The sequence below is a fragment of the Mycobacterium paraintracellulare genome (genome assembly GCF_000276825.1).
GTDB classification, from domain to species: domain Bacteria; phylum Actinomycetota; class Actinomycetes; order Mycobacteriales; family Mycobacteriaceae; genus Mycobacterium; species Mycobacterium intracellulare.
Window position 1 is genome coordinate 1,234,415 of record NC_016948.1, and the last position, 25,035, is coordinate 1,259,449.

General features: G+C 69.0%; 15 protein-coding genes and 1 riboswitch. Of the genes, 9 read left to right on the plus strand and 6 right to left on the minus strand.

From position 1 onward, the window contains the following. Window positions 1-98 precede the first annotated feature (98 nt). The 4 genes from fdxA (at window position 99) to pks2 (ending at window position 10,623) form a co-directional block, all read left to right on the plus strand. Window positions 99-425 carry a ferredoxin gene (fdxA, locus tag OCQ_RS06045; protein WP_007773662.1) on the plus strand — a complete coding sequence of 109 codons (327 nt, stop codon included), beginning with the start codon at window positions 99-101 and terminating at the stop codon, window positions 423-425. 41 nt (window positions 426-466) lie between these two features. Further along, on the plus strand, window positions 467-1,552 hold the full coding sequence (gene dapC, locus OCQ_RS06050; protein WP_085978365.1) for a succinyldiaminopimelate transaminase: 1,086 nt from the start codon (window positions 467-469) through the stop codon (window positions 1,550-1,552). Between the two features lie 95 nt (window positions 1,553-1,647). Continuing rightward, window positions 1,648-4,011 (plus strand): APC family permease, encoded by a 2,364-nt coding sequence (locus tag OCQ_RS06055; RefSeq protein ID WP_014384044.1) that lies wholly within the window; start codon window positions 1,648-1,650, stop codon window positions 4,009-4,011. A 225-nt stretch (window positions 4,012-4,236) separates the two neighbouring features. Further along, window positions 4,237-10,623: a sulfolipid-1 biosynthesis phthioceranic/hydroxyphthioceranic acid synthase gene (pks2, locus tag OCQ_RS06060; RefSeq protein ID WP_036454839.1), complete on the plus strand. Its 6,387-nt coding sequence runs from the start codon at window positions 4,237-4,239 to the stop codon at window positions 10,621-10,623. 12 nt (window positions 10,624-10,635) lie between these two features. Here the strand turns inward: pks2 and OCQ_RS06065 are convergent, their stop codons facing one another. Together OCQ_RS06065 and OCQ_RS06070 are read right to left on the minus strand one after the other, a co-directional pair. After that, window positions 10,636-11,790: a PPE family protein gene (locus OCQ_RS06065; RefSeq protein WP_014384046.1), complete on the minus strand. Its 1,155-nt coding sequence runs from the start codon at window positions 11,788-11,790 to the stop codon at window positions 10,636-10,638. Between the two features lie 74 nt (window positions 11,791-11,864). Next, the gene (locus OCQ_RS06070; protein ID WP_014384047.1) at window positions 11,865-13,049 is read right to left on the minus strand and encodes a PPE family protein; all 1,185 of its coding nucleotides are present in this window, start codon (window positions 13,047-13,049) and stop codon (window positions 11,865-11,867) included. A 762-nt stretch (window positions 13,050-13,811) separates the two neighbouring features. Here OCQ_RS06070 and cysC point away from each other — a divergent pair. From cysC to OCQ_RS06085, 3 genes are read left to right on the plus strand one after another with little or no spacing between them, the layout of a single operon-like run. Further along, window positions 13,812-14,507 carry an adenylyl-sulfate kinase gene (gene cysC / locus OCQ_RS06075; protein ID WP_008254549.1) on the plus strand — a complete coding sequence of 232 codons (696 nt, stop codon included), beginning with the start codon at window positions 13,812-13,814 and terminating at the stop codon, window positions 14,505-14,507. Next, a complete protein-coding gene (gene sat, locus OCQ_RS06080) occupies window positions 14,504-15,763 on the plus strand; it encodes a sulfate adenylyltransferase (protein ID WP_008254551.1) in 1,260 nt (419 codons plus the stop codon). Before cysC ends, sat begins: the two co-directional genes overlap by 4 nt. After that, window positions 15,760-16,077 (plus strand): DUF6955 family protein, encoded by a 318-nt coding sequence (locus tag OCQ_RS06085; RefSeq protein WP_008254554.1) that lies wholly within the window; start codon window positions 15,760-15,762, stop codon window positions 16,075-16,077. The genes sat and OCQ_RS06085 overlap by 4 nt, the downstream gene beginning before the upstream one ends. A 25-nt stretch (window positions 16,078-16,102) precedes the next feature. Here OCQ_RS06085 and OCQ_RS06090 read toward each other — a convergent pair whose 3' ends face one another. From OCQ_RS06090 to OCQ_RS06105, 4 genes are all read right to left on the minus strand, one after another. Next, on the minus strand, window positions 16,103-16,789 hold the full coding sequence (locus OCQ_RS06090) for a GAP family protein (protein WP_014384049.1): 687 nt from the start codon (window positions 16,787-16,789) through the stop codon (window positions 16,103-16,105). Window positions 16,790-16,806: 17 nt separating this feature from the next. Beyond that, window positions 16,807-18,543 carry a fatty-acid--AMP ligase FAAL21/FadD21 gene (gene fadD21 / locus OCQ_RS06095; RefSeq protein WP_014384050.1) on the minus strand — a complete coding sequence of 579 codons (1,737 nt, stop codon included), beginning with the start codon at window positions 18,541-18,543 and terminating at the stop codon, window positions 16,807-16,809. 94 nt (window positions 18,544-18,637) lie between these two features. Beyond that, entirely contained in the window at window positions 18,638-20,314 is a 1,677-nt protein-coding gene (locus OCQ_RS06100; protein ID WP_014384051.1) for a PPE family protein, read from the minus strand. Between the two features lie 135 nt (window positions 20,315-20,449). Next, window positions 20,450-20,631, minus strand: a riboswitch (cobalamin riboswitch). A 10-nt stretch (window positions 20,632-20,641) separates the two neighbouring features. Further along, complete coding sequence (locus tag OCQ_RS06105) at window positions 20,642-22,282, minus strand: PucR family transcriptional regulator (protein WP_008254561.1); 1,641 nt, start codon at window positions 22,280-22,282, stop codon at window positions 20,642-20,644. A gap of 83 nt (window positions 22,283-22,365) precedes the next feature. Here OCQ_RS06105 and pruA point away from each other — a divergent pair, with 83 nt between their 5' ends. Continuing rightward, the gene (gene pruA, locus OCQ_RS06110; protein WP_008254563.1) at window positions 22,366-23,997 is read left to right on the plus strand and encodes an L-glutamate gamma-semialdehyde dehydrogenase; all 1,632 of its coding nucleotides are present in this window, start codon (window positions 22,366-22,368) and stop codon (window positions 23,995-23,997) included. Then, entirely contained in the window at window positions 23,997-24,956 is a 960-nt protein-coding gene (locus OCQ_RS06115) for a proline dehydrogenase family protein (RefSeq protein WP_014384053.1), read from the plus strand. Before pruA ends, OCQ_RS06115 begins: the two co-directional genes overlap by 1 nt. Window positions 24,957-25,035 lie beyond the last annotated feature (79 nt).

Below are 25,035 nucleotides of genomic sequence, written 5' to 3' on the forward strand. Positions count from 1 at the left end.
TCTAGTATCAGTAACCGAAAGCTTCACCGGAAGAGGACGGACGCGCCGGTGCGAGCTGAACAGCAGCCCACATTGAGTAGTACATGGAGGAGACGTCTGTGACGTACACGATCGCCGAACCCTGTGTCGACATCAAGGACAAGGCCTGTATCGAGGAGTGCCCGGTCGACTGCATCTACGAAGGCGCCCGGATGCTCTACATCCACCCCGACGAATGCGTCGACTGCGGCGCGTGCGAGCCGGTCTGCCCCGTCGAAGCGATCTACTACGAAGACGACGTGCCGGACCAGTGGAGCCAGTACACGCAGATCAACGCCGACTTCTTCGCCGAGCTGGGATCGCCCGGCGGCGCCGCCAAGGTCGGCATGACCGAGAACGACCCGCAGGTGGTCAAGGACCTGCCACCGCAGGGCGAAGGCGACTGAGCGACCCGGTGCCACACCAGCTCAAAAAGCGGCGGCCCGCCGTGTCGGCGTCCCTGCCGGAATTCCCCTGGGACACGCTGGCCGACGCGAAAGCGCAGGCCAGCGCCCACCCCGACGGGATCGTCGACCTCTCCGTCGGCACCCCGGTCGACCCGGTCGCCCCGGTGATCTCCGACGCGCTGGCCGGGGCCGGCGCGGCGTCGGGGTATCCGGCCACCGCGGGCACCGCCCGGCTGCGCGAAGCGGCGGTCGCAGCCCTGGCCCGGCGGTTCGGTGTGACCGGGCTGGCCGAGGCCGACGTGCTGCCGGTGATCGGCAGCAAGGAGCTCATCGCCTGGCTGCCGACCTTGTTGGGCCTGGGCTCCGCGGACATGATCGTGGTGCCCGAGCTGGCATACCCGACCTATGACGTCGGAGCGCGGCTGGCCGGGGCGCGGGTGCTGCGCGCGGATTCGCTCACCCAGCTGGGCCCGCAATCGCCGGCGCTGTACTACCTGAACTCGCCGAGCAACCCGACCGGGCGGGTCCTGGGCGTCGACCACCTGCGCAAAGTCGTCGGATGGGCCCGCGACCGGGGTTGCCTGGTGGCCTCCGACGAGTGCTACCTCGGCTTGGGCTGGGACGCCCAACCGCTGTCGATCCTGCATCCGTCGGTCTGCGACGGCGACCACACCGGGCTGCTGGCGATCCATTCCCTGTCGAAGAGCTCGTCGCTGGCCGGGTACCGCGCCGGCTTCGTCGCCGGTGATTCCGACCTCGTCGCCGAGCTGCTCGCCGTGCGCAAGCACGCCGGGATGATGGTGCCGAGGCCGGTGCAGGCCGCCATGGTGGCCGCCCTGCAGGACGACGCGCACGAGCTGCAACAGCGGCAGCGCTACGAGCGGCGCCGGGCCGCCCTGTTGCCGGCCCTGCGCGCGGCCGGCTTCGCGGTCGACTATTCCGAAGCCGGCCTCTATCTCTGGGTCACCCGCGGCGAGTCCTGTCACGACAGCGTCGCCTGGCTGGCGCAGCGCGGCATCCTGGTGGCCCCCGGCGAGTTCTACGGCCCGCGCGGCGCACAGCATGTGCGCGTTGCCCTGACGGCCAGCGACGAGCGGATCGCTGCCGCGGTGCGCCGGCTCGCCTGACCGTCCGCAGTGCGCGCGCCGCCGCGGGCGGTCCGAACGTGCACAATGCTTCGGAGGCGTTTCACGTTCTTGAACCTCGGGTAAGGACGGTGCTTGTGACCAGTTCGACCGGCAAGCTGCGCATCCCGCTCTCGGTCGGGGACGTCGCCAGGCGTGTGTTTTTGGGAAAGCCACTGATCACCGAGGACATCGCGTCGGAGAAGTTGTCCAATGGCGTTGCGCTGGGAGCGCTTTCGCCGGACGCGGTGTCATCGGTCGCCTACGGTCCCGAGCAGATCCTGATCGAACTGTTGCCGCACGCCGGGTTGGCGGCGTTTCTCCTGTTGCTTCCGATCACCGGCGTCATCCTGCTCATCCTCGTGCTGGTGGCCGCCTCGTACCGGCAGGTGGTCATGGCCTACACCCGGGCCGGCGGCTCCTACATCGTGGCGCGCGACAACTTCGGGCCCCGCGTCGCTCAGATCGCCGCGGCGGCCCTGCTGATCGACTACGTGGTGACCGTCGCGGTGCAATCGGCGGCGGGGACGGTCGCGGTGGTCTCGGCGATCCCCGCGTTGGGTCCCTACAGCCTGGCGATCACGGTCGGCGTGGTGCTCATCATCTGCTACGCGAACCTGCGTGGATTGCGGGAAGCGGGAATGCCGTTCGCGGTGGCGACCTACTCGTTCATCGCCATGGTCGCGCTGACCATCCTGGTCGGAGTCGTCCGCGTAATCGGCGGGGGTTTACCGCTCTACGACCCGGCGCACACGGCAGGGGCCGTGCCGGTTCATCAGAGCAACGGGTTGGTGCTGGGCGCGACGATTCTGGTGTTGTTGCGCGCATTCGCCAACGGGGGTTCGTCGCTGACCGGCGTCGAGGCCATCTCCAACACGGTCGACTACTTCCGAAAGCCCCAGGGCCGCAACGCCCGTCGGGTGCTCACGGCGATGGCCTGCATACTGGGCTTCCTGCTCGCCGGGGTCGCCTACCTGGCCCACGTCACCCACGCCACCCCGTATTTGACCGAATATCCCTCGGTCTTGTCGCAGATCGGTCGTGCCGTCTACGGCAACGGCGTGGTCGGTGACGTGTTCTACGTCCTGGTCCAGGCCTCGACGGCGGCCATCTTGTTCACCGGCGCGAACACCAGCTTCAACGGCTTCCCGGCCCTGGCCAGCTTCGTCGCCGAAGACCGTTTCCTGCCACGGCAACTGACGAAACGCGGTCACCGCCTGGTGTTTTCGAACGGGATCATCACGCTCACCACGCTGTCGGTGGCGCTGCTGGTGGTGACCGGCGGCTCGGTCAACGCGCTGGTTCCCTTCTACGCGATCGGCGTGTTCACCGGATTCTCGATGGCCGGCTACGGCATGACCAAGCACCACTTGACGCATCGCGAACCGGGATGGCGGCACCGGCTGGCGATCAACCTGTCCGCGGCGATCCTGTCGACGATCGTGGTGGGCATCTTCGCGGTGGCGAAGTTCACCGAGGGCGCCTGGCTGGTGGTCGTCGTGTTCCCGCTGCTGGTGTTCGTCCTGACGCGGCTGAACCGCGAATACCGCGCCGAGGCCGCCATTCTCGAGATGTTCCGCACCGATCGCCCGGAACTGGTGAAGTACGCGCGGCACAAGGTGCTGGTGTTCGTCGACTCGGTCGACCTCGCGGTGATCGAAGCGTTGCGCTACGGCCGCGGACTGCGGGCCGACGAACTGGTTGCCGTGCACTTCATGGTCGACCCCGCCCACGCCACGCAACTGCGAAACCGTTGGGACCACTTCGGTCTCGACACACCGCTGCGAATCGTGGACTGCCCCGACCGGCGGATCAGCAGGTCGGCGCAGCTGCTGGTCGCCAAGGCGCGCGACGAGCAACCGGACACCAACGTGACGGTCCTCCTGCCGCGCCGGACATTCGCGCCACTGCTGGGGCGGCTGTTGCACGACCGGACCGCGGACAAGGTCGCCCAGGCCGTCAGCCTCATCCCCGACGCCGCGGCGACGATCGTGCCCTATGACGTGGAATCGCGGATCAGGGAGGCCTACCCGGACTCGTTCGAACAGCGCATCGCGCAGCAGATCGACAAGATCCAGGCCTGGGTCTCGCAGGACGAGGACGAGAAGGTCGAGGCCTACGAACACCCCGAACGGCCGTCGTCGGTGATCATGGTGGCCGGCCTGATCTCCGGGCAGCGCGCCACCATCGAAGGACGCGTCAGCGAGGTCGAAGACGTCGCCGAACGCGGGCGAACCCGGCGAGAGATCGTCGTCGGGGACAGCAGCGGGGAGATCACCGTGACGTTCCGCCCCGGGCGCGGGGGCGCCGACATCCAGCCCGGTCAACTGTTGCGGATCAGCGGCAAGGCCCGGCAGGCCGGCCAGCGTTCCCTGTCGATGGTCGATCCGACCTATCAGATCATCGAGGATCCGGCGAAGGAGGCCGAGTCCGGGGCCCCCGAACAAGCCGACCAGTCTTAGCGTCGGTGTGAAACGCACTGCGCAGCAAGGTATTTCGAACTTTCTGTCCCGGCGCTCCCGCCCGCCGCGGCGGCCCCCTGGTGCCGCGGACGAAATTGTTTAATCCCGCTAACTGACGTGGCTCCGGTGGGTAAACTGACGCCTGCACAATTACGCCCGACCGCGTGAGAAGCGATGGTGCGCCCGATGCTCACGGGTGGTCGGGCGAGAAGAGGGGACTGCGCTTTGCGTGCCGCGAACGCCACACCGGTGGCCGTCATCGGGATGGCCTGCCGACTTCCCGGGGGGATCGATTCCCCGCAGGGCCTTTGGGAAGCGTTGCTGCGCGGTGACGATTTCGTCGGCGAGATCCCCGCGGACCGGTGGGACGCGGACCTGTACTACGACCCCGAGCCCGGTGTGCCCGGCCGCTCGGTGACCCGGTGGGGGGCGTTCCTCGACGACGTCGGGGGCTTCGACTGCGACTTCTTCGGGATGACCGAGCGTGAGGCCATCGCGGTCGACCCGCAACACCGCCTGCTGCTGGAAACGTCGTGGGATGCCGTCGAGCACGCCGGCCTCGCCCCCGGGTCCCTGGCCCAGACGCAGACCGGCGTGTTCGTCGGCCTGACACACGGCGACTACGAACTCCTGTCCGCCGATTGCGGCGCCGCCGAAGGACCATACGGGTTCACCGGCACCAGCAACAGCTTCGCGTCCGGACGGGTCGCCTACGCACTGGGGTTGCACGGTCCGGCGGTCACGGTGGACACGGCGTGCTCGTCGGGGTTGATGGCCGTCCACCAGGCGTGCGGCAGCCTGGCCGCCGGCGAAAGTGACCTCGCTCTGGCCGGTGGCGTGGTGGTGACCCTGGAACCACGCAAGTCCGTTTCGGGTTCGCTGCAAGGCATGCTCTCCCCGACCGGCCGTTGCCACGCCTTCGACGTGCGGGCCGACGGCTTCGTCTCCGGCGAGGGCTGCGTCATGCTGCTACTCAAGCCGCTCGACGATGCGCAACGCGACGGCGACCGCATCCTGGCGGTGCTGCGCGGCACGGCCGCCAACCAGGACGGCCGCACCGTGAACATCGCGGCGCCCTCGGAAACGGCCCAGGTCGCCGTTTACCGAAAGGCGTTGGGCGTGGCGGACATCGACCCGAGGACAATCGGCTACGTCGAGGCGCACGGCACCGGCACCCCGGTCGGCGACCCGATCGAGTTCTCCAGCCTGGCAGCCGTGTACGGAACCGACGGGCCCTGTGTGCTGGGGTCGGTGAAGACCAACTTCGGCCACATGCAGTCGACGTCCGGGCCACTGGGGTTGATGAAGGCGATTCTCGCGCTGCAGCACGGCGTGGTGCCGCGGAATCTGCACTTCACCCGGCTTCCCGATGAGATGGCCCGGATCGAGACGGACCTGTTTGTGCCGCAGTCGAATACGCCGTGGCCCACCGGCTCCGCTCACCCGCGCCGCGCCGCGGTGTCGTCCTATGGAATGTCCGGCACCAACGTGCACGCCATCGTGGAGCAGGCGCCGGCAGACGCCCCCGCGCGGGCACCCGATGGTCCGGACACGCCCGGACCAGTTGGGCCACAACTATTTCCGTTGTCGTCCACCTCGGCCGAGCAGTTGCGCGTCACGGCCGCCCGGCTCGCGAGTTGGGTCGACGAGCAGCGCAGCGCCGGCCCCGACCGCGACACCGGCGCCGCCCTGTGGGATCTGGGCTACACGCTATCGCGCCGCCGCGCGCACCGACCGGTACGGACGGTGGTGTGCGCGAACACCTTTGACGAGTTGAGCGCGAGGCTACGCGCAGTCTCCGACAACGATTTTCCGTACGAGCCAGCCGTGGGCCACGACGACCGCGGACCGGTGTGGGTGTTCTCCGGGCAGGGTTCGCAATGGCCGCGGATGGGCGTCGAACTGCTGGCCACCGAACCGGTGTTCGCCTCCACGATCGCCGCCATCGAGCCGTTGATCGCCGGCGAATCTGGGTTTTCGGTCACCCAGGCCATGACGGCGCCGCAGACGGTGACCGGCATCGACAGGGTCCAGCCGACGATCTTCGCCATGCAGGTCGCGCTCGCCGAGACGATGAAGTCCTACGGGGTGCGCCCCGGTGCCGTCATCGGCCATTCGCTCGGCGAAGCCGCGGCGGCCGTGGTCGCCGGCGGGTTATCGCTCGACGACGGCGTCAAGGTGATCTGCCGCCGCTCGCGGCTGATGGGGCGGGTCGCCGGCAGCGGCGCCATGGCATCGGTGGAACTGCCGGGCCAGCAAGTCCTTTCGGAACTGTCCATCCGCGGAATCTCCGACGTCGTGCTCTCGGTGGTCGCCTCGCCGACGTCGACCGTCGTCGGCGGCGAGGCCCAGGCCATCCGCGACCTGGTCGCGGCATGGCAGGAGCAGGATGTGCTGGCACGCGAGGTGGCGGTGGACGTCGCCTCGCATTCACCGCAGGTGGAGCCGATCCTCGACGAGCTGGTCGAGGCGCTCGCGGACCTGCGGCCGGCGGCCCCCGAGGTCGCGTACTACTCCGCCACCCTGTGGGACCCACGCGAACGGCCGTCCTTCAGCGCCGGCTACTGGGCCGAAAACCTGAGGCACACCGTGCGATTCGCGGCCGCCGTGCAAGCCGCCCTCAAAGACGGCTTCCGCGTCTTTGGTGAGCTGTCGCCGCATCCGCTGCTCACCCACGCTGTCGAGCAGAACGCCGCCAGCCTGGACATGCCCATCGCCGCGCTCGCGGCCATGCGCAGAAGCGAGCCGGAGGCACCACCCGCTTGCGGGGGACAGCTCCCAGTTGGCTTGCGCGGTTTGGTCGCCAACGTGCACAGCGCCGGCGCGCTGGTGGACTTCTCCGTCCAATACCCCAGTGGGCGTTTGGTGGACGCACCGCTGCCGACGTGGACGCATCGCCGGCTGTTGCTGAGCCGCGAGTCGGTGGAGCGGGCGCACGGAGCCTCGCTGCGGGCCGTCCACCCGCTGCTCGGTGCGCACGTGCATCTGCGCGAGGAGCCCGAGCGCCACGTGTGGCAAGGGGAGGTCGGCACCGACGCCCACCCGTGGCTCGCCGACCACCAAATCCACGGAGTGGCAGCGTTTCCCGGCGCTGCCTACTGCGAAATGGCGCTCGCGGCCGCCGCCGCGGCGCTCGGCGAACGCGCCGAGGTGCGCGACGTCACGTTCGAGCGGACGCTGTTGCTGGCCGACCACACGTGGGCTTCTTCAACCGCCACGATCTCCGCGCCCGGGGCCCTCGACTTCACGGTGGACACGCACGAAGAAGGCGAACGCCTCCGCCGCGCCACCGCCGTCCTGCGCGTCGCCGCCGACGATGCGGGACCCGAGCCGCCCCCACACGACCTGGACACGCTGATCGCCAATCACCCGACCCGCATGGAGGGCGCCGAGTTGCGGAAGGCCTTCGACGCCATCGGCATTCAGTACGGGCCCGCGTTCTCGGGTCTGTCCGCGGTGCTGGTCGGCGACGCGGACACCACGACGGTGCTCGCGGAAGTCGCGCTGCCGGGGGCGATCCGCTCGCAGCAGTCGGCCTACTGCTCGCACCCGGCGCTGCTCGACGCCTGCTTCCAGTCCGTGGTCGTCGCACCGGAGGTGCAACAGGCCGGCGACGGCGCTCTGCTGTTGCCGGTGGGGGTGCGCCGGCTGCGCAACCACCACTCGACGCGCAACGCGCAATACTGCCTCACCCGGGTCACCTCCTCGCGCCCCGGCGAGTGCGAGGCCGACATCGACGTGCTGGACCAATCCGGGACGGTGCTGCTGACCGTCGAGGGGCTACGGCTGGCCGGCGGCACGTCGGAACGCGAACACGCCCACCGGCTGCTCAACGAGCGGTTGTTGACCATCGAATGGGAGCCCCGCGAACTGCCCGAGCCGGCGCACAGCGAGCGCGGATCCTGGCTGCTGCTCAGCACGTCCGACGCCGCCGAAGGCCACGACCGCCTGGCCGCACAACTCGCCGAAGCCCTGAATACCGATGGGGCGCAATGCGCGACGGCACCCGTCGGATCGGTGGACACCGCACAGTTGCGTTCGCTGCTGACCGGTGGCGGCCGGACCGCCCCCGACGGCCACGGGCCCCTCAAGGGGCTGGCCGGCGTCGTCGTGGTGACCGCGGCCCCCGGCGACCACCCGGACGACCCCCAGGGCCGCCGGCGCGGCCGCGACTACGTGTCGCACCTGGTGACCATCGCCCGCGAACTCTCGGATCTTCCCGGGGAATCGCCGCGGTTGTTCGTGGTGACCCGTAACGCGGCGAGCGTCACAGCCGGCGACGCGCCGAACCTGGCGCAGGGCGGCCTGCGCGGACTGATGCGGGTGATCGATTCGGAGCACCCGCATCTGAGCGCCACCCAGATCGACGTCGACGACGCCACCGGCCCGGAAAAGCTTGTGCTGCAACTGAAGAGCGGCTCCGAAGAGGACGAGACCGCCTGGCGCGACGGTCACTGGTACACCGCCCGGCTGCGGCCCGGTCCGCTGCGTGCGGCCGAACGGCGCACCACCGTCGTCGACCACGAGCGTGACGGCATGCGGCTAGAGATCCGCACCCCCGGCGACCTGGAATCGCTGGAATTCACCGCGTTCGACCGGGTTCCGCCCGGACCCGGCGAGATCGAGGTGGCGGTCACCTCGTCGACCATCAACTTCGCCGACGTGCTCGTGGCGTTCGGGCGCTATCCGACGTTCGAGGGCTACCGGCAGCAATTGGGCGGCGACTTCGCCGGCGTGGTCACCGCCGTCGGGCCGGGCGTCACCGAGCACGAGGTCGGCGACCGCGTCGGCGGGGTGTCCCGGCACGGCTGCTGGGGCACCTTCGTCATCGCCGACGCGCGGCACGCGGTGACACTGCCCGCCGGGGTGCCGCTGGAAGACGCCGCCGCGGTGGCGACCGCGTCGGCGACCGCGTGGTACGGCCTGCACGACCTGGCCCGGATCGCCCCGACGGACAAGGTGCTGATCCACTCCGGCACCGGCGGCGTCGGGCAGGCGGCCATCGCGATCGCCCGGGCCGTCGGTTGTGAGATCTTCGCGACCGCGGGCAGCCCGCAGCGGCGAGAACTGTTGCGCACCATGGGCATCGAACACGTCTACGACTCGCGCAGCACGGAATTCGCCGACCAGATTCGCCGCGACACCGACGGATACGGGGTCGACGTGGTGCTCAATTCGCTGCCCGGCGCCGCGCAGCGGGCGGGCATCGAACTGCTGGCCTTGGGTGGCCGCTTCATCGAACTGGGCAAGCGCGACATCTACGGCGACAGCCGTCTGGGGCTGTTCCCGTTCCGCCGCAACCTCTCGCTGTTCGCCGTCGACCTGGCGCTGCTGACCGTCAGCCACCCGCACACCGTTCGGCGCCTGCTGACCACGGTGTACCAGCGCACCGCGGCGGGCAAGTTGCCGTTGCCGCGCTGCACCCGCTATCCGATCCACGACGCCGCCGCCGCGGTGCGCCTGGTCGCCTCCGCCGGGCACACCGGCAAGGTGGTGCTCGACGTGCCGCGCGCGGGCACCAGCGTGGCGACGGTGCCCCCGGAAAAGGTCCGGCCGTTCCGCGCCGACGGCGCCTACATCATCACGGGCGGGATCGGTGGCCTGGGCCTGTTCCTGGCCGGGAAGATGGCTTCGCGTGGCGGCGCGGCGGGCTGCGGCCGGATCGTGCTCAACTCCCGCTCGCAACCCAACGAGCAAGCGCGCCAAGCCATCGAGCGCCTCCGCGCCGCCGGGGCCGATGTCGTGGTGGAGTGCGGTGACATCGCCGAGCCGCGGACCGCCGAACGGCTGGTGGCGTGCGCGACGGCCACCGGGCTACCGGTGCGGGGGGTGCTGCATGCGGCGGCCGTCGTCGAGGACGCCACGCTGGCGAACGTCACCGATGAACTCATCGACCGGTGCTGGGCGCCAAAGGTGCACGGCGCGTGGAACCTTCATCAAGCGACCGCGGGCGAACCGCTGGATTGGTTCTGTTCCTTCTCGTCGGCCGCCGCGCTGGTGGGTTCGCCGGGGCAGGGCGCCTACGCCGCGGCCAACAGCTGGCTGGACGCGTTCGCCTATTGGCGCCGCGCTCAGGGCCTGCCGACCACCGCGATCGCGTGGGGGGCATGGTCAGAGGTCGGCCGCGCGACGTCCCTCGCCGACGGCGCCGGGATGGCGGTCAAGCCGGCCGAGGGTTTTCGCGCATTCGAGACGCTGCTGCGCTACGACCGCCCCTACTCGGGCTACGCGCCGATCATGGGCACGCCGTGGCTGACCTCTTTCGCGCAACGCAGCCGCTTCGCCGAGGCGTTCGGGTCGGTGGGGCAGGGTAATCCGGACACGGGCAAGTTCCTCGCCGAGCTGCAGGCGTTGCCGCGCGAGGAATGGCCGTCGGCAATCCGACGGCTGGTATCCGGCCAAATCAGCCTCTTGCTGCGGCGCACAATCGATCCGGATCGCCCGCTATCCGACTACGGCCTGGATTCGCTGGGAAATCTGGAGCTGCGGACCCGCATCGAAACCGAGACGGGCGTGCGCATCAGCCCCACCAAGATCACCACCGTCCGCGGTTTGGCGGACCACCTGTGCGACGAGCTGGCGGGTTTGGAAGCGGCGCCGTCGGCGTCTTGACTCGCGGTGTCGCTACCCGCCGTACGCCGGGCGCGGCATCTTGAAGATGCGACGTCCGTTGCGTAACACCGGGACACCGGCCTGCCCCGCGGTGCGCGTCGCGGGCAGGGGTCCCGGGACGTTGGAAGGGTCCGCCGCGGACGCCGACGCTGCTCGAAACATGGTGTCCGGCAACGGTTTGAGTGCGATACCGGCGGTGGGCGCGGGATTCGCAACCGTCCAGGTCTGCGGGACGGACAGCTTGCCCACCAGTGCCGCCCGGCCCAGGCCACCCAGCACGGGACCGCGGACGCCCGCGACTTGCGGCACCGCGGGCGCGGGGATGTCCGGCACGATGGGCACCCCGCCCTCGGCGGCCTTGGCGGCCTGGATATCGGAAAGGTCTAGCCCGTAACCCAATTGCCCCCATCCCAGCAGTGTGCGGGCCCCGGCCAGAAACGTCTGTCCCGGTGTGGTGATGAGTGTGTTGAAGTCGTCGACCGAACCGATAAGGGACAGACCGGATCCGGCCGCCGGCGCCTCGCCAAGGCCGGCCGAGGAAGCGTTCGTGACCACGCCCGACGCCAGCGCCGCGCGGGCCTGACCCGCGGCCGTGCCCACGGCTTCGTTGACCGCGGCGGCCTGGGCCGATTGGCCGTGCGCATTCGTGGTGCGGGGCGGCTCGGTGAACGGCGTGAAAACGGTGGCTGCCGACGACGTTGCGGCGTAGCCGTACATGGCGGTGGCATCCTGCGCCCACATCTCGGCGTAGGCGGTCTCGGTGGCCGCGATCGCCGCGGCGTTCTGTCCGAAGAAGTTGGTCGCGATCAGGGTGAGGAGCGCAAATCGGTTGGCGGCCACCACATGTGGCGGCACCGTTGCGGCGAAGGCCGCCTCATAGGCGGCGGCTGCGCGTGCCTGCGCGGCGGTCTGGCCGGCCTGGGCCGCCGTGGTGGACGCCCACGCCACATACGGTTCGACCGCGGCGGCCATTGCCGTGGCAGCATCGCCGGACCACGCGCGTCCACGCAGTTCCGAAAGCGTGGCGGAGTAGCCGGCGGCGTGGGACTCCAGTTGCGCCGCCAGCGCGTCCCACGCCGAGGCGGCGGCCGACATCGGGGCCGAGCCCGGGCCGGCATACATTCTGGCCGAGTTGATCTCGGGCGGCAGCGCCCCGAAATCAAGCATCGGCGATCCTTTCTGAACAAGCGCACACGCGGTCGCTGCAGGTCCATGCCTGCACTGAAGAGTGGAAGTGGCGGCTATCCGCCCGCGGAAGGACGCGGCATCTTGAATTGGCGTGGGGCCACCCGCAAGACGTTGTTGACCGAGGGCCGCGACAGCAGCGCCGAGGATGCCCCCGCACCCGCCGCCGGAGCCCCGCCCCACATATTGGTCGCCGGCCCTTCGTGCCATGACGGCCCACCGTCGAGCTCGGCATCCGACAGCCAATGCGACTCGGCGACGGTGGCGATCGTCGGGTTCGTCGCCGCCCAGCTCTGCGGGACCGACAGCCGCCCCACCGCGCTCGCGCTGCCCGTGCTCGCGAGGGTCGGCCCGGCGACGCCCGCCGTGCCGGTCGAGACACTCGCCGCCGCGGCGGGGGCGGCGGCTTTGGCGGCTTCGCTCGCCGCCTGCAGGTTGGCGCGGAAGGCCCCGGTGCCGAAGGTGCCCGCCGACGTGACGGTGCGGCTCATGGCGTCGCCGAGATTCACCGGCGCCGTCAGCGTGTTGAAATCGTCGACGGCGTCGAGGGCGGAGCCTGTCGAAGTGCCGCCAGAAGGTGGCGTTTCGGAGAGGTTTTGCAACTTCTGCGGCACGGTCGACATCGTCCGGGACAACGCGGCATGAGATTGCGACGCGGCCGAGCCGTTCGTGGCCTGGGCGACCGCGGCGGCTTGCCCGGGCTGGCCGTCGGCGTTGGTGGTCCGCGGAGGCTCGTGGAACTGCGTCAGCGTCGTCGCGCCCGACGACGAGGCGGCGTAGCCGTACATGGCGGCGGCATCCTGGGCCCACATCTGTTCGTAGGCGCCCTCGGTCGCCCCGATCATCGCGGTGTTCTGTCCCAGGAGGTTGCTCGCGACCAGTTGCGCCAGGAGGGTGCGGTTGGCCGTGACCAGCGCGGGCGGCACCGTCGCGCCGAAGGCCGCCTCGTAGGCGGCCGCCGCGGCCCGCGCCTGGCTGGCCGCCTGTTCGGCCTGGGCCCCCGCGGCCGCCAGCCATGCCACGTACGGGGCCGCCGCGGTGGCCATCGCGGCCGCGGCGCTGCCGGTCCAGCTCTCACCTTCCAGCTGGGCGATCACCGCGGAGTACCCGCGCGACGCGGTCTCCAGCCCGTTGGCCAGCACGTCCCAGGCGGCCGCCGCGGCGACCATCGGCGCCGAGCCGGGGCCGGCATACATTCTGGTCGAGTTGATTTCTGGTGGCAGGGCCCCGAAATCGAGCATTGGTACTTCCTCTTCGTCGGTCGGCCCCGGGAGCATTCCGCCACCAGGCGGCAGAGCCGACTGGCGGTGAACCCGGGACCGTCGCTAGCTCTCGCGGGCGACGACGGCCTCGTGCGTTGCGGCCCAGGCGCGTCGACGAGCAGGCAATGGCAAGCGAGTCAAGGGACTTGATCATCGGAATGTTAAATGAAATTTACTTGGTGTTTACGGCCGCCTCGGCGTCGCCTCGTCTGCTGCAAATTTGCCGGCGACGTTGCGGCATGTTCGCCGGATTGTCGACGATCGAGGCTCACGCGCGGTTATGACGGGCTTGCGCGTCTGGCGTCCTGGCCCTTTGGCGCCCGGGGCGGCGTGAAAGCAAATTTTTCTCTGCTTGAGTAAAACCCAACGACCCGCATTCGACGGCCAGAAGCGGTTGACGCACAAGCGATCGACAGCCGGGGTCACCAGCGGGCCGAGTGTCGACGCGCTCGTCAGTTAATTGCGTCCCGGGCCGGCGTTGTAGCAAACACGGGTCACCTCCCGGCGTCACGGCGAAGACCGCGCCGGCCGGCGTCGCTCGACCCCTGGGGATTTCGTTTGCTGGCCGAACCCCGTGCGGGGACCGCGGGGGCGCGATCCCCGCCGCCAAAAACTCCGTAAGTTGACCATCTTTACTTGTAGGCTGGTTCTGATCGGGTTTGGTTGATAAGCAATATGGTGAAGGTGTGTGGCGGCGGCGCCGTAGCTGCGCATCGACTTCGTTGCGAACAGGATCGAGAAATGCCGAACAACATCACCTGGCACGAACACAAGATCAGCCGCGGCGAGCGCGAGGAACTCAACGGCCACCAGGGTTGCGTCATCTGGTTCACCGGGCTGAGCGGCAGCGGCAAGAGCACGGTCGCCAACATCGTCGAACAAAAGCTCTACGAGCGGGGCATCCGGAGCTATCTCCTGGACGGCGACAACGTCCGCTACGGGCTCAACGCCGGTCCGGAGCTGCTCGAGGAACGCCATGGGCCCGAGTTCGCCAAGCGGTTCGGGCTGGGATTTACCGCCGAGGACCGTGAGGAGAACATCCGCCGCATCGGCGCGGTCGCGAAGCTGTTCTGCGAGGCCGGCGTCATCGCTTTGACGGCCTTCATCAGCCCTTACGTGCGTGATCGGGACGCGATCCGGGCCACGCTGGGTGACGGCGATTTCCAGGAGATCTTCATCGACACCCCGATCGAGGTGTGCGAGCAGCGCGATCCCAAGGGTCTCTACAAGAAGGCCCGGGCCGGTGAAATCAAGGGATTCACCGGGATCGACGACCCCTACGAAGCCCCGGCGCGCCCGGAGCTGCGCCTCGAGGGCGGAACGAAGGACGCGGACACGCTGGCCGACGAGGTGATCGCCCACCTCGAGAGGGCGGGCATCATCCGGGCCTTGCACCGAGTTCACGACGACCTGGAGAGCAGCGAGGTCACGGCATGAGCTACACGGGTCACAACGGGAAGCCGATCGTGGAGCGGGTGGCCACGGACGACGCGAGCGGCCGGATCGAGGGGTTGGCGCGCGTGCCGATCTCGAAGGCCACCGCGCACGAAGTCATCAGCCTTTCCTACGGTTTCTTCACCCCACTGACCGGCTTCATGGGCCGCCAAGAGGTCGACGGGACCCTGGACAACTTCGCGCTGCCGGACGGAACGTTGTGGAGCATTCCGATCGTCTTCGACATGTCCGCCGACGACATCGCGGAATTCGATATCAAGGAAGGCGCCAGCGTCGTTCTCGACTATCTCGGGGCCCCCATGGCCGTCTTCGACGTCACCGAGATCTACGAATACGACCTCGAGCGCATGGCCGAAAAAACCTACGGCACAACCGATCCCCGACACCCCGGGGTGAAGAAGACCATGGGCTACGAAAACCGGTTCATCGGCGGGGATGTCACGCTGATCAACGAACCCGTTTTCAACGAGCCCTTCGCAGGCTTCTGGCTCACCCCCAAGCAGCACCAGGACGCGTTGGCCGAGCGGCATTGGCAGCGGGTGGTCGCCCACCAGACCAGGAACGTTCCGCACACCGGGCACGAGGCGTTGATGAAACAGGCGTGGCTGGCCGCGAACGAGGATCAGCCCGTCGACAATCTGAACACCGGCGTGCTGGTGAACGCGATCATCGGCCAGAAGCGGGTGGGCGATTACATCGACGAGGCAATACTGTTGGCGCAGAACGCCCTACGCACCAGCGGATATTTTCGCGAGAACGTGCACATGGTGTCCTTCACCCTCTGGGACATGCGGTATGCGGGGCCACGCGAGGCGATATTCCACGCGATCCTGCGGACGAACCTGGGCTGCACGCATCACATGTTCGGGCGAGACCACGCGGGTGTGGGCGATTTCTACCACCCGTACGATTCCCAGAACATCCTCAAGCAGTACCGCGACCAGCTGGGCATCAAGCCGGTGTTCCTGCGGGAGAACTGGTATTGCCCGGTGTGCCTGGAGGTCACCAACTCCGCCCTGTGCGGCCATGATTCACAAGCGCAAAGCTTCAGCGGCAGCCTGATCCGAAGCATCCTGACCGACGAAGTCAAGCCGACGCAGAAGGTGATGCGCCACGAGGTGTTCGAGGTCGTGATGGAGTGCGCCGCAAAGCACGGTCAGGGTTCGCCGTTCGTCACCGAGGAGTACTTGCGGGACAGGCTGCCGGTCTTCACGCTCAACCAATTGGAGGGTTCGTGAGCAGCGACGACAAACACTTCAAGGTCAACGTCTGGATCAACGAGGAGCGGCTGGAGGCGCTGGCGAACGCCGGGATGGCCGACCTGGCCAACGAGGCTTTCGCAGGCATGAAGCTGCTGGAGATATACACCACCGAAGAGCAGAAAAATATTGTCCTGCAACGCTATCCGGGATCCAAGTACGATTCCGCCACCACCCGCTCCATTGAGCTGCTGCCCAAGCAGGCCAAGGACAGGCTGTTGGAGCTGTCGATCGCGATGCATTCCACCGGTCCGGATGTGATGGGCCGCTTCCTCGAGGAAACGAAGCCCTGAGCCGACGGTAGTGCCGCCGCCGCTGTCAGAGATCGGCCAAGCCCGCCGCCAGCAGGACGAGCCCGACCGCGACGAGCAGCGCGGCGACCTCGATGCGACGCCGCGACCGTATCCAGTCCTGCAGCGCGGTCATCGCCGCGCGCGTCGCCGTCGGCGCCAACAGGTAAGCGACCAATGGAATCTCGACAAGTGAGAACGCGATGACGTTGAACATCAGCAGCGCACCCAATTGCGTCATGACCGGCGCTCCGGACGCCAGGATGACCGCCAGGGCGGCCAGGTAATCCACCGACGGCAGCGCGATGCCGAGGCCCGCGGCGGCGGCGACCCACAGGGAACGTCCGTCGAGCAGTCGTCGGAGCCGAGTCGTCAGCCAGGCGGGCCCGGCGCGGTCGCGGTCGGGAGGAACGCCCCGGGATCCCCGCCGCCGGTCCGCGACGATCTTCACCGCCAGTCCCGCGGCGGCCGCCAATGCCAGTGCGCCGATGAGGATCTGCACGCGGGGCAAGGTGAAGTATGTCGAGCGCAGCAGTACGCGCCGGAGGACGAACAAGACGGTCGCACCCACCGTCAACCCCATCGCGAACCCGCCGGCCACAAATGCGAGCAATTGCAGCAGCGGCTTGGGGCGATTGAGCATCAGCACCGTCATGCCGATCCGGAACGGCTCCAGGCTCACGGCAAGGGCCATCACACCGACGGTGAACAACATCGCAGATACCGGACCGGTCAGGCGTCCAGCCGGGTGAACTGTTGCCGTCGGTACCGCTCGACGCACGCGGCCCGCCGGATCTTGCCGCTCGTCGTGGTGGGAATCGATCCGGGCGCCACCAGCACCAGGTCGGCCACGTTGAGCCCGTGCGAGTCCGAAATCGCCGCGGTCACATCGTTCTTGAGGGCGTCGAGGCCGCGCTGCCCGCGCTCGCCGGACTCGCCGCGGTTCTTCAGTTCGATGATGGTCACCAATTTCTCGGTCTCGTCCACCGGCACCGCGATCGCCGCGACGCGGCCGCCGGTGATCGCCTGCACGGTCGACTCGATGTCCTCCGGATAGTGGTTGCGCCCGTAGACGATCAGCAAATCCTTCATCCTGCCCACGATGAACAACTCGCCGTCGCAGAGAAAGCCGAGATCACCGGTGCGCAGCCACGGGCCCTCGGGGGTGCCCGGCGACGGGTCGGCCAGGACGGCGCCGAAGGTGCGCTGCGTTTCCTCCGGCTTTTGCCAATAGCCGTCGGCCACGTTGTCGCCGTGGACCCAGATTTCGCCGACCGTTCCGTGCGGGCACAGCGTGCCGGTGTCGGGGTCCACGATTCGTACCGTCGGTGATTGTGGCACGCCGTAGCTCAGCAGCGGCGAGCCGGTCCGTGTGGAGGACGGCTGGGCGTTGCCCTCGGCCAGCTTCTCCGGGTCGAAGTGAACGACTTTCGGGGCGCCGGCCTGCGCACGGCTGGCCACGTAGACGGTCGCCTCCGCCAGGCCGTAGGAGGGTTGCATCATGTCTTCGCGAAAGTTGTACGGGGCGAACCGTTTACAGAACCGGTCGAGCGTGGCGGGATGAATTCGTTCGGCGCCGCTGACGATGCTGATGATGTTGCCCAGGTCGAGCCCGGCCAGGTCCGCGTCCGTCGACTTGCGCGCCGCGAGTTCGAAGGCGAAGTTCGGTGCGGCCGAGAAGACCGGAACGGCCTGGGCCATCGCCTGGATCCACCGTGCGGGCCGCTGCAGGAACGCGACCGGGCTCGTCAGCACACCGGGGTAACCGCCGAGGATCGGAGCGATGACGCCTTGCATCAGGCCCATGTCGTGGTAGAAGGGCAGCCACGACACGCACACGCTGTCGCGGGGGGCCACGCCGTTGAAATCCGGGAAGTAGGCGGCCATCAGCTGCTGGAAATTCACGTGCAGGTTCCGGTGCGAGACCATGACTCCGGCCGGAAGGCGGGTGGAGCCCGACGTGTACTGCAGGTACGCGATGCTCGGGGCGTCGCTGACGCGGATGCCCGGCGGATTCGGATCGTCGAGGCTCAGGGAGTCGACCTCGATGACGGCCGGGGTCGCACCGTGCGGCCGCTGCAGATATTCGTCCACGGCCGCGGCGGCCGTGGAGGTGGTGAGAACGACGGCCGGCCCGGTGTCGGCCAGGACGGCACTGACCCGCTCGTCGTGCGTGCCCGGCTGCGGAACCATCAGCGGTACCGCGATCAGCCCGGCCTGTATCGCGCCGAGGAACGCCACGATGTAGGGGAGGCCTTGGGGGGCAAGGATCACGGCCCGCTCCCCGCTGCTGGCGGTCCGCGTGACCTCGTGCGCAACGTGCAGGGTCCGCCGATACAGCTGCGCCCACGTCAGCGATTCGGTGACGCCCGCCCAGTCCTGCTCGTAATCGGTATAGAGAAAGGCTAACTCGTCGGGCTGCAGACCGGCGCGTTCCCGCAACAGGGAGACGACGGACGTATGTTGCATGCGGGCCAGGTTACCGCCTCGGCCCTTTCGCGTATGACGGTCGTGCGAGGCCCGGGCCGCGAGAAACCGTGGCGGGCCAAACGGCCTATGCGCCTTACGTTTTCGAACCCGTCGCGCCAGTGTCCCAGGTTCCCGGCATCATCGGCGTGCGGGGGCCGTCGTCGAACTCGTCGACGACGAGTGCGCTCAATCCCGCCGGTGCGGCGGCGGTCTTCGTGGGGACGGTTCCGGCGAACCCCATCGTCGGCGCGGGCCGGTCCGAGGCCGTCGTCGCCGGCTCGGGCTCGAGATCCATGTATTCGTAGCCCCGGCCGAGCTGGGAGACCTTGACCCGTTGCCGGCGCTTCTTCGTCGCGTCTTCCTCCGGCAGGGCCACGGCTTCGGCCTCGGCGGCGTCGGCCGCCGCCGCCCTTCGGGCGCGGGCGCTGGTGCTCGCGGCCCGGCGCGCGTCCGCGGCCAGGCCACCGACCATGTAGCCCAGGCCTTGCATCGCCGCGACCGGCGGTCCCGCCGGTGTGGGCGGCGGGGCGCCGGGCGCGGGCGACGCGGGAGCCGCGGCGGGTGTGGAGGCCGGCGTGGGCGCCGGAGATGGCGCCGGGGTCGGCGTGGGCGGCGGGGTGGGTGCCAGTGCCACGGGGACGAGTGCCGGGGCCGGGATGATCGGCACGATCGGGATGGCGTGCAGCCCGGCCAGGCCCGTCAGGCCCGCCAAGCTTCCGATCAGGGTGGGGACGACCAGCGGGACCACGGCGACGGTCAGCAGCGGCACGATGAGCGGAATCAGCACGATCATCTGCTCGAGCAACGTCTTGATCAGCGCGATGGTGTCGGTGATGACCGTGCCGATCACTTCGATGGTGGTGAACAGGATGGTCCACGCGATCGTCGCGGGGTTGCCCGAGGCGAATGCCGCCGCCAGGTCCGCCGCGACGAAGCTGAACATCTGCCCGAGATAGGCGAAGTACGAACCGAAGTCCATCGGGTAGCCCAGCGCGAACGCGATGTTGAACGGGTTCAAAAAGCTCAACGGGTTGCCCAGTGAAGGCAGCCACGGGTCGAAACCGGAGAACATGGACTGGAAGAACGGATTGTTCATCAGCTGGTCGATCAACGGCTGGATGAACCGGTTGTAGAAGTCGACGAACCCGGTCTTCTCCAGCCAGTCCATCCACTGGTCCTGCGTGTCGGGGGGATACGACGACGACTGCTCCGCCGTGGCGGCCAGCGCGGTGGCCTTCATGACCTCGGGAGCCGGCTCGGCCGGCGGCGCGGTGGCCACCGCGGCGGTCGCCACGCCCTCGTAGGTGCTCATCACCGTGGCCGCCTGAACCCACATCCGCGCGTAGTCGGCTTCGTTCACCGCGATCGGAATCGTGTTGATGCCAAAGAAATTCGTCGCCGTCAAGACGGCGTGGGCGGCGTGATTGGCGGCCAGCTCGGGCATCGTCGGCATGGCCGCGAGGGCCACGGTGTAGGCGGTGGCGGCGAGGTCCTGCTGGGCGGCCATGGTCGCGCTGTCGGCGCTGGCCTGCGCCAGCCAGGCGAGATACGGCGCGTGCGCGGCCGCGTACTCCGCGGCGCTCGGACCGTCCCAGCTGCCGGCCTGCACGGCGTCCAGCAGCGCGGTCAGCTCGTCGGCCGTTTCGGCATATTCCACGCTCAGCGAGCTCCAGGTCGCCGCGGACGCCAGCAGCGGGCCCGGCCCCGGTCCGCTGCTGAGCAGCGTCGAATGCACCTCGGGAGGGGAGGCCATCCAGATCGGGGCGGTCATCGCTCGCCGCCGCGCGGATCGGTGTGACGGGAGTGGGCGCGGCGGCACCGCGCCGCTGTGACGGCGGCATTGAAGGCCACCCATGCCGGACGAAACATGGACGTTGACAGCTCTCTCGGGGTACACCCGCCCCGGGTCGCAGTACGCGATGACGCGAGTGTCCTGGCTCTCGGATCGCCGCTCGCCTCGCCTTCCAGCTTTTCAGCCGTGGCCGTTGAGGTTCGCTCCCCGATGACAGTGGCGGGACCGCGCCGGATTCGCACCGGCTTCCTGCGTCGTCATCACCTTACGGGGTGACATTCTTGCATCCCCTCCGAGCAAATGTCGTCAAATCGTCCCAAGGCGGTCGGCGCGGACCGGCGTGCCCGTGTGTCGGCGCCGTTCCAGGATCCGCAGTCCCAGCGAGAACAGCAGCCGGACCTCGGGGTCGGCCAGCGAGGTCGACAGCAGCTTCTCGATTCGCCGCACGCGGTAGCGAACCGTATTCGGATGCACCCGCAATGCCTGTGCGGCCGCGGCGATGTCGCCGAAGGCGTCCAGGTAGGTCCGCAGCGTTTCCGCGAGCACCGGATCGTCTTCGCCCAGCTGCACGATCCGCGGATCGATCAGGCGCTCGTCGCTGCCGACCAGGGTCACGATCTCGTCGACCAGGACGGTGGTGCGCGCTTCGGCCAGCGAAGTCACCTGCCCGAACGAAATGGGATGGCGCTCAGCGCTGTCCAGCACGCGATCCACCTCGACGCGAGCCGCGGCGGCCCCGGCCAGGCCCGCGACCGGAGCCGCGATGGCCGCCCGCAGCTGCACCCCGAGCTCGGCGCGCATGGCGCCGATGGTGCCCCGCACCCAGGAGATGACCGACCGATGCTGCGTCTGGGTCCGGGCCACGGGAAGCAGCACGTACGTTCGTGAACCGTTCGAGGCCACCTGGGCGTCGCGGCGGAATGCGCTGGCGCTCAGCGCAATTATGTCGGCGAGCCGCGCCTGGCCGGCCGAAGCGTCGGCGGCGTCCCACCCGATCAGGGCTGCGGTGGTGTCGGCGGCCAGTCCGAGTTCGCCGGCGATGATCGCGGCGTCGACGGGTTCGTCGGCCAGGCCCAGCAATTGCTGGACCCGCCGGGCGTGGGTGGAGGGCCGGGCCGCCAGCCGCCACATGATGCGGGCGGCCAGCACGGCGGCGCCGCGCAACATCTCCTCGGCGTCGTCGGCCAGCGGTTGTGAGCCCTGCTGCACCCAGATGGTTCCGGCGAATTCGCGCGGGCGCCGCGCGTCGGTCGCGGGCTGGTGGATCCCGAGGGCCAGCCGCGGGCGCAGGCCCAGCTCGGGCCGCTCGTCGACGCGCACCACCTCGGTGCCCGATCGCAGGGCATCGAAGATGCCCCATTGGCCGATCCACTCCAGATGTTCGGGCGGGCCGGCCCTGCCCAGGATGGAAAGGCGCCGCAACTCGTCGGCTTCGTCGTTGGACGCCGAGTAGGCCAAGACATGGGATTGCGCGTCCTCGATGCTGACCATGCCGTGGATGCGGTCGGCGAGCGACTGCGCCAGCCCGAACAAGTCGGTGCCCGAGTCGTCCATCGCGTCGGCGCGGTCGCCGTGATGCTCGAGGACGTGATTGACCAATTGGTAGAGGCGTTCCCACCGGGCGCGCGGCTCGACGGCCACCACCGCCGCGCCCGCCGCGACGGCCGTGCTCACCAGCGCGGGGGAGGGCTCTTTGACGAAGATGGCCACCGGCACGCGCGCGCGCGACTGCCTGCCCATCCATCGCATCGCCTCGTCGTCGGCGACCCCCAACAGGAAGAAGACGTCGGCGGCGCCCGCCGCGGCCGCGAGACCCAGGCGCACGTCGTCGGAGTCGATCAGCGCGGCCGAACCCACCGGCAGGTCCAGGCCACGGGGGGCATCGGCGAGGCTGACCAGGGTCGCGTCCAGCGCGAGCAACAGCTGACCCAGCCCCACACCGGCCATGTTGTCCGATTCTACTATGAATCCAGTCGTGTATTGTTCGATCAGCTAACTCCATGCGCGATCGCCGCGAGGATCCTGGCGTCATGGACGCCGTCACTCAGGTCCCGATGCCGGCCAACGAGCCGGTCCACGACTACGCGCCGCGTTCCCCGGAACGCACCCGACTGCGCGCCGAACTGACCGCGCTGGCCGAGCATCCGATCGACCTGCCGCACGTCATCGGCGGCGATCACCGGATGGGCGAGGGTGAGCGCATCGATGTCGTCCAGCCGCACCGGCACGCCGCGAAGCTGGGCACCCTGACCAACGCCGTGCACGCCGACGCGACGGCGGCGATCGACGCCGCGATGGCCGCCAAAAGCGGCTGGGCGGCAATGCCGTTCGACGAGCGGGCGGCGGTGTTCCTGCGCGCCGCCGACCTGCTGGCCGGGCCGTGGCGGGAGAAAATCGCCGCCGCGACGATGCTCGGCCAATCCAAGTCCGCCTATCAGGCCGAGATCGACTCGCCGTGCGAGCAGATCGACTTCTGGCGCTTCAACGTGGCGTTCGCGCAACAGATTCTGGCGCAGCAACCGATCAGCGGGCCGGGGGAGTGGAACCGCAGCGAGTACCGCCCGCTCGACGGCTTCGTGTACGCGATCACGCCGTTCAACTTCACCTCCATCGCGGGTAACCTGCCGACCGCCCCGGCGCTGATGGGTAACACCGTGATCTGGAAACCCTCGATCACCCAGACGTTGTCGGCCTATCTGACCATGCAGCTGCTCGAGGCCGCCGGCCTGCCGCCCGGGGTGATCAATCTGGTGGCCGGCGACGGCTTCGCGGTTTCCGATGTGGCGCTGGCCGATCGGCGGCTGGCCGGCATTCACTTCACCGGGTCGACGGCCACCTTCCAGCGGCTGTGGTATCAGGTCGGCACGAATATCGGCCACTACCACAGCTATCCGCGCCTGGTCGGCGAGACCGGCGGCAAGGACTTCGTGGTCGCGCACGCGTCCGCGCGCCCGGATGTGTTGTGCACGGCCCTGATTCGCGGGGCCTTCGACTACCAGGGGCAGAAATGCTCGGCGGCATCGCGGGCCTTCATCCCGCAGTCGGTGTGGCGCCGCATGGGTGACGACTTTTTGGGGGAGACGGCCGCGCTGCGCTACGGCGACGTCACCGATCTCGCCAACTTCGGCGGCGCGCTGATCGACCGGCGCGCCTTCATCAAGAACGTCGACGCCATCGAGCGGGCGAAGGGCGCGCCACACGTGACCATCGCCGTCGGCGGCGAATATGACGACCGCGAAGGCTATTTCGTACGCCCCACCGTCTTGCTGTCCGATGATCCGACCGATGAGTCGTTTTCCACCGAATACTTCGGGCCGCTGCTGTCGGTGCACGTCTATCCCGACGACGATTACGACAGGATCCTCGACGTCGTCGACCGCGGTTCCCGGTACGCGCTGACCGGCGCGGTGATCGCCGACGACCGGGACGCCGTGCTGACGGCCCAGCACCGGCTGCGGTTTGCCGCCGGCAACTTCTACATCAACGACAAGCCGACGGGCGCGGTCGTCGGGCGCCAGCCGTTCGGGGGCTCGCGCGGCTCGGGCACCAACGACAAGGCCGGATCGATGCTGAACCTGTTGCGCTGGACGTCGGCCCGCACCATCAAGGAGACGTTCGTCCCCGCCACCCGGCACACCTACCCGCACATGGGCGCCGAGTGATGCCCGGAGTCTTCGCGAGCACCCTGCGCCCGGCGATCCTGGCGGCGGCACGAGGCGACGTGGTGCGCCGTGCCGCCCAGCGGTTGCCGGTCACCCGTCGTGTGGTGCGCCGCTTCGTTCCCGGGGAGACGATCGGATCCGCGCTGAATGGCGTTGCGGCGCTGCGCTCGTCGGGCCGGCTCGTCAGCGTCGACTATCTGGGCGAGGACGTCCTGAGCACCGACGACGCCGACGCGGCGGTGCAGGTCTACCTGGAGCTGATCGACGGTCTGGGCGACCTCGATGCCGGGGGCGACGTGGTGCGGCCGCTGGAGGTCTCGATCAAGTTGTCCGCGCTGGGACAGACGCTGGGGCGCGACGGGCACAAGATCGCGCGGGAGAACGCGTGGTCGATCTGCGATGCGGCCCGGCGCGCGGGTGTGTGGGTGACGGTGGACGCGGAGAACCACACCACCACCGAGTCGACGCTGTCCATCGTGCGCGATCTGCGGGCCGAGTTCGCTTGGCTCGGCGTGGCTTTGCAGGCGTATCTGCGGCGCACGCCGGGCGACTGCGAGGAGTTCGCGGCGTCCGGGGCCCGGGTCCGGCTCTGCAAGGGCGCCTACGACGAGCCCGCGTCGGTGGCGTACCGGGGGCGCGCCGAGGTGACGGAGGCGTACCTGGCCTGCCTGCGGGTGCTGATGACCGGGACTGGCTACCCGATGGCGGCCTCCCACGACCCGGCTGTGATCAACGCGGCCAGCGTCATTGCCCGCGAATCGGGCCGTGGCGCCGGCGAATTCGAATACCAGATGCTGTACGGCATCCGCGACGACGAGCAGCGCCGCCTCACCGGGGCCGGTAACCACGTGCGCGTGTATCTGCCGTTCGGCACGCAGTGGTACGGGTACTTCATGCGGCGACTGGCTGAGCGGCCCGCCAACCTGACGTTCTTCTTGCGGGCTTTGGTCGGGCGCTGAGCCGGTCGCGTTGAGTGTGCGCTCACGGCTTCGAGTGTGAGCGTACGGCGGCGACACGCCGATGATCCCCGCCGAGGAT